Source organism: Bradyrhizobium sp., assembly GCF_035484855.1.
Classification (GTDB): Bacteria; Pseudomonadota; Alphaproteobacteria; order Rhizobiales; family Xanthobacteraceae; genus Bradyrhizobium.
Window position 1 is genome coordinate 1 of sequence record NZ_DATHOP010000149.1, and the last position, 5,557, is coordinate 5,557.

Consider the following 5,557-nt stretch of genomic DNA (forward strand, 5'->3'; position numbering starts at 1 on the left):
ACGTTGCCATTAGCGTCGGTGTTCCACACCGTATATTGACCGATGGCCGCGTACTTCAAAGCTATCTCATACCCGGTTGACGTCTGCTCCGCGCCGATCGGTGTCCAAGGAAACTCACCCGCCGTGAGAGGTGCGCCGCCATACGTCAGCTCGGGACTGGTCCAGGTGCTGTTGCTCTCGAGGAAATAATTATTTCCGACCTGGACCAGGCTGGTCGATCCAGCGGTCTCGATCGTCGTGGTGGGAAGCGTGCCGACGAAGCCATGCTGGTTGCCGCTGGCGTCGTCGTAATATCCCGAGATCATGCCGGTCGCATTGATGCCCAGGATGTCGGTTTCAGTGGCTCCGGGAACGTCGACGGGCGTGATGACGCCGCCATTGTCGACGAAGCCATGGATGTTGCCGCCGCCATCGGCATAGTATCCGACGACTTCGCCGGCGGCGTTGACGGCCGAAACGCCTGTACTGGTGGCGCCCGCGATGTTGATCTTGGTGATGACGCCGTTGTTGTCGACAAACCCCCAATTGTTGTTGGAGAAATCCTGATAGTTTCCGACGATCTCGCCGCCATCGCTGATGCCGACCACACTGGTGGCGTAAGCTCCGGGTACATCGATTGACGTGAAGCTGCCATTGTTGTCGACGAATCCATGGCCGATCAACCCCGCGTTGGTATTGCCTCCGATTTCATAGTTTCCGACGATCGTGCCGGCTGAATTAATGCCGGCAAGAGTGGTGATATTGGCTCCGGGAAAGGAGATCAGTGTAATGACGCCATTATTGTTGAGGAACCCTTGCCACCCGGGTTGGTTGCCATTGTTGATCACGTAGTCGGCATAGTCGCCGTAAACCACGCCGGCGTTGGTAACGCCGTCCACGTCGGTGCTGATAGCAATTGGAACGGTGGGGGGGGCAGTCTCTGCGATGCCGTAGTCGAACGTCGTAAAGACGCCGCCGTTGTCGACGAAGCCATAATTGTGGTTCAGATAGGTATAGTCTCCGTAGAGGATCCCGCTTGCGGTAATACCAACGCTGGTGTTGGTTGAGCCGGGGGGGTCCAAGGTGATGCCATTGCCATTGCTATTGTCCAACGCAATGAAGCCGTGGAAGGTCCCGTCGCCATCGCCGTCGACATTGCCGTAACTCCCGACCGCGTCGCCCGCGGCGTCCAGGCCGTCGACGGAAATGTATTGATAGGTTCCGGCCGCGGCGGGAACGTCGACTTTTGTGAAAGTGTAGTTTGTCATGGCGGCTGGACCTTTTTGAAGCTCTCGTTGGTCTTGCCGGTTGGTGACGGCCGAATTCTCCCGGGTTCAGCGGGGGTTGGCGGTTGGAGCATTAAATTTGTGAAATATTTCTGCCGAGCAACAATCCGGTAACTTTCGCCCGGGGTGCCGATTCGGCCCTTAACGTTCTCGGTTCACCGGTGTTCGTTTCAAGATGTCGGCCACGAAAGCATCGAGATCGCCGCCTTCGAACAGGAAACCGGGCAGCCCGGCGGCTTCCGCCGCCTCGATGTCGGTCGGCCGGTCGCCGATGACGAAGCTGCCCTCGTGCCGCACCGGCCAGTGGGCCATCAGGTCGAGGATCATGCCGGGGCTCGGCTTGCGCCAGTGATGGTCCTCGAGATAGCCGGCGACCGATCCGTCGGGATGGTGCGGGCAATACCTGACGTCGTCGATGACAGCGCCCTGGCTGGCGAGTTCGGCCAACATCCAGTCGTGCAGCGCGGTGAGTTGATCCTCGGTGAAGTAACCGCGCGCCACGCCGGATTGATTGGTGAAGAAGAACACGAGATAGCCGGCGTCGTTGAGCCGGCGGATCGCTTTCGCCGCATTGGGCATCCAGCGGATGCGGTCCTGCGTGCCCATGTAACCGTCGTCATGATTGACGACGCCGTCGCGATCGAGGAAGGCGGCGGGCCGAGGAGGGACGCGGGCGGAAACGACCCCGCTCATTTCTTCGCGGTCTCGCGCATCATGGTCTGCTCGATCTCGTCGCAGATGCCGTGCGCCACCGCGAGGTAAATCTGCTGGATGATCGGGGTGTCGTCGGTGGGCGCGACCACGAGATGATCGCAGAGCGCGCCGAGCGTTTTGCCATTCAGGCCGGTGAAGCCGACGGTGATGAGCCCATGCTCGCGCGCGGTGCGCAACGCGGACAAAATGTTCGGCGAACGGCCCGAGGTCGATAGCGCCAGCAGCACGTCGCCGCGCCGGCCGAGGCCCGCGACCTGGCGTGCGAACACCTGCTCGAAACCATAGTCGTTGGCGATCGCCGTCAGCGCCGAGGTGTCGGTGGTCAGCGCGATCGCGGCGTAAGCCGGCCGGTCCTGCTTGTAGCGGCCGACGATTTCGGCGGCGATGTGCTGGGCATCGGCGGCGCTGCCGCCATTGCCGACGATCAGGAGTTTCCTGTCCGCACGCAGCGCCGCGATGATGATTTCGGCGATTTTCCGCGCGGCGGCGAGCAGGGTCACATCCCGCGTGGCGCGCTCAAGGGCGGCGAGCGAAAGTTTCAGATGGGTTGCGATGGGGTCCAACACTTAACCGTCCGGCTTGCCAGTGGCGTCCTTGGTAATGACCGCGCCGGGGCAGCGCAAGCATGCGGGCTCAATGCGCGAGGCGGGCCGCGGCTTCGTTCAGCACGCGCTCGGCGATATCGGCCACATCGGAGGCCGGAATGTCGCGCATGCAGCGATGGTCATTCATGGTGCAGACCGGGCGATGGCAGGGCTGGCAGGGCACCACGGTTTTGGTCTGCACCGTCGCCGCCAGCCCGTTCAGCGGCGCCCAGTGGTAGGGGCTGGTGGGGCCGAAAATGCCCATGGTCGGCGTGCCCAGGGCGGCCGCGATATGCATCAAGCCGGAATCGTTCGAAATCGCCACACTGGCCGCGGCGACCGCGAGGATGCCGTTGCGCAGATCTGATCCCGTGAGGTCGCGGACCCCGGGGCCGCCTCTGGCTACGATTTCGGCAGCCAGCGCCTTTTCGCCGGGGCCACCGACCACCCAGACGTCGAACCCCCGTTCGGCCAAAAGCCGCGCGGCCTCCGGATACCAGGTCCAGCGCTTGGAGGCGCCGACCGAGCCCGGCGCCAGCGCCACGGCGCGGCCGGCACCCAGCCCGTTGGCTTGCCGCCAGCGGCCGACTTCCTCGCCCGGAACTCGGAGTTGCGGCACCGGCCATTCCGGCGGCAACGGGGCGCCGTCCGGCAGCGCCAGCGCGGCATTCTTGTCGATGAAGCGGGGCAGGGCCCTCTCGCCCCAGCGCCATCTATTGATGAGCCCGAACCTGGCCTCGCCTACAAAACCCACCCGTTCCGGGATGCCGGCGAGCGCCGGCGCGATCGCCGATTTCCAGGTGCGGGGCAGCACCAGCGCGGTGCCGTAGCCCCTGGCCTTGAGCTGCGCCGCTAGCCCCCATTGCCTGGCCACTGCCAGACGGCTGCGGGGCAGGTCCCAGACGATCCCGGCGCGCACGCCGGGCATGTAATCGACCAGCGGCGCGCACAGGGTGGTAGCCAGCAGATCGACCGGCCGGTTGGGCCAGCGTTGCTTCAGCACCCGCACCACGCTATGGCCGCGGACGAAGTCGCCGATCCACATATAGGGCACGATCAGGATCGGGCGGGTGTCCGCCGCGTTCTCTATCGTTATATCTTTCGAATCTCTGTTCATTCTTTTGATGGGCGGCTCATTTCCTGCCAGTCGGTAACTGCTCCCCGACGCCGGGTAAAGGCACCAAACGGCCGCTGCAGTCTTCACCACGCCGGACAACCCAAGTTGCCTGCCGCCCGGGACTGGGGCAAAGCTGGCATTCCAGATCAAGGGCAGGGACCGCAATGTTGCTGGTGACCGGGGGCGCCGGTTTTATCGGATCGAACGTCGTGGCCGCGTTGAACGACGCCGGCCGGTCCGACGTGGCGGTATGCGATGTGCTCGGCCATGATGGCAAATGGCGCAATCTCGCCAAGCGGCAGCTCGCGGACATCGTGCCGCCGGCGGAGTTGCCGGACTGGCTGAACGGCCGCCGCCTCGACGCCGTTATCCATCTCGGGGCGATTTCGGAAACCACCGCAACCGACGGCGATCTCGTGATCGAAACCAATTTCCGGCTGTCGATGCGGTTGCTGGACTGGTGCACGTCCCACCCCACGCCCTTCATTTACGCCTCATCGGCGTCGACCTATGGCGATGGCGCGCGGGGTTTTCACGATGACCCTTCACTTGCCGCGCTGAAGGCGCTGCGGCCGATGAATCTCTACGGCTGGAGCAAGCATCTGTTCGACATGGCACTCGCGGAGCGCGTGGCGAGAGGCGACAAACTGCCGCCGCAATGGGCGGGCCTGAAATTCTTCAACGTGTTCGGTCCCAACGAATATCACAAGGGCACGATGATGAGCGTGCTGGCGCGCCGCTTCGACGATATCAAGTCCGGCCGGCCGGTGCAGCTGTTCAAATCGCATCGCGACAGGATCGCCGACGGCGACCAGCGGCGCGATTTCATCTATGTCGACGATGCGGTGCGGGTGATGATGTGGCTGTTGGCGACGCCTGAGGTCAGCGGCCTCTTCAACGTCGGCACCGGAAAGGCGCGCAGTTTCAGGGATATGATGCTGGCGGCCTACGCCGCGCTCGGCACCGCTCCGAAAATCCAGTATATCGACATGCCCGAGACGATCCGCGGCAGCTACCAGTATTTCACGCAAAGCGATGGCGCTTCCCTGCTGCGCGCCGGTTACAATGGCGGCTTCACCGCGCTGGAAGAGGCGGTAGGGACCTACGTCAAGGGTTTTCTCGATTCCGCCGATCGTTTCCGCTAGCTGCCGAACAGAGTGCGAGAATAAATGTTCGATTTTGACGCTTTGTCGCATGCGATGGTCCGCCAGACGGTGCTCTGTGTCGGCGACCTGATGCTCGACGAATTTGTCTATGGCGAGGTGTCGCGGATTTCGCCGGAAGCGCCCGCGCCGGTGATTGCCGTGCAGCGCAGCGAGACCAATATCGGCGGCGCCGGCAATGTCGCGCGTAACATCGCTTCGCTCGGCGGGCGCTGCATTTTCGTCGGCCTCGTCGGCAAGGACGAGGCGGGCGCGAATCTGAAAGCGGGACTGGCGCAGCACGCCGGCATCGAATGCGTGCTGGTCTCCGACGAGGGGCGGCCGACGACGCGGAAAATGCGCTTCGTCTCCGAGCATTTTTCAACCCATATGCTGCGCGCAGACTGGGAGCGTGCGGCGCCGGCCGCAAGCGATGTCGAGCAGAAGCTGATCGAGGCCATCCTGCCGCAACTCGCCCGCGCCGATATCGTGCTGCTGTCGGATTACGCCAAGGGCGTGCTGACCGCGCGCGTGATCCGCAACGTGATCGATGCGGCGAAGAAAGCCGGCAAGCGCGTGATCGTCGACCCCAAGAGCGCCAATTTCGCGATCTATCGCGGCGCGACCCTGCTCACGCCGAACCGCAAGGAATTTTCTGAAGCGACCCGCAGCCGCGTCGATTCCGACCAGACCATCGCTGAAGCCGCGCGCGACGCCATGATGCTGGCCGATTGC

5 protein-coding genes and 1 pseudogene are annotated in these 5,557 nt (G+C 63.5%); 2 read left to right on the plus strand and 4 right to left on the minus strand.

What is annotated here, in order from left to right:
- From VK804_RS16505 to waaF, 4 genes and pseudogenes are all read right to left on the minus strand, one after another.
- A pseudogene (locus VK804_RS16505) lies at nt 1–1,247 on the minus strand (hypothetical protein); the annotation flags it as partial.
- A gap of 159 nt (nt 1,248–1,406) precedes the next feature.
- Nucleotides 1,407–1,958 carry an HAD family hydrolase gene (locus VK804_RS16510; RefSeq protein ID WP_325372107.1) on the minus strand — a complete coding sequence of 184 codons (552 nt, stop codon included), beginning with the start codon at nt 1,956–1,958 and terminating at the stop codon, nt 1,407–1,409.
- Nucleotides 1,955–2,545 (minus strand): D-sedoheptulose 7-phosphate isomerase, encoded by a 591-nt coding sequence (locus VK804_RS16515; protein ID WP_325372109.1) that lies wholly within the window; start codon nt 2,543–2,545, stop codon nt 1,955–1,957. Before VK804_RS16515 ends, VK804_RS16510 begins: the two co-directional genes overlap by 4 nt.
- 67 nt (nt 2,546–2,612) lie before the next feature.
- Nucleotides 2,613–3,680 carry a lipopolysaccharide heptosyltransferase II gene (gene waaF, locus VK804_RS16520; protein ID WP_325372110.1) on the minus strand — a complete coding sequence of 356 codons (1,068 nt, stop codon included), beginning with the start codon at nt 3,678–3,680 and terminating at the stop codon, nt 2,613–2,615.
- A 164-nt stretch (nt 3,681–3,844) separates the two neighbouring features.
- Between waaF and rfaD the strand changes: the two genes are divergently transcribed.
- Both rfaD and VK804_RS16530 read left to right on the plus strand, forming a co-directional pair.
- Complete coding sequence (gene rfaD / locus VK804_RS16525) at nt 3,845–4,825, plus strand: ADP-glyceromanno-heptose 6-epimerase (RefSeq protein WP_325372112.1); 981 nt, start codon at nt 3,845–3,847, stop codon at nt 4,823–4,825.
- A gap of 24 nt (nt 4,826–4,849) precedes the next feature.
- A partial coding sequence (locus VK804_RS16530) for a PfkB family carbohydrate kinase (RefSeq protein WP_325372114.1) occupies nt 4,850–5,557 on the plus strand: 708 nt, incomplete at its 3' end.

Excerpts from the sequence above, each read along its gene's own strand:
- rfaD (WP_325372112.1), top strand. The coding sequence starts at position 3,845 with ATGTTGCTGGTGACCGGGGGCGCCGGTTTTATCGGATCGAACGTCGTG.
- VK804_RS16510 (WP_325372107.1), bottom strand. The coding sequence starts at position 1,958 with ATGAGCGGGGTCGTTTCCGCCCGCGTCCCTCCTCGGCCCGCCGCCTTC.
- waaF (WP_325372110.1), bottom strand. The coding sequence starts at position 3,680 with ATGAACAGAGATTCGAAAGATATAACGATAGAGAACGCGGCGGACACC.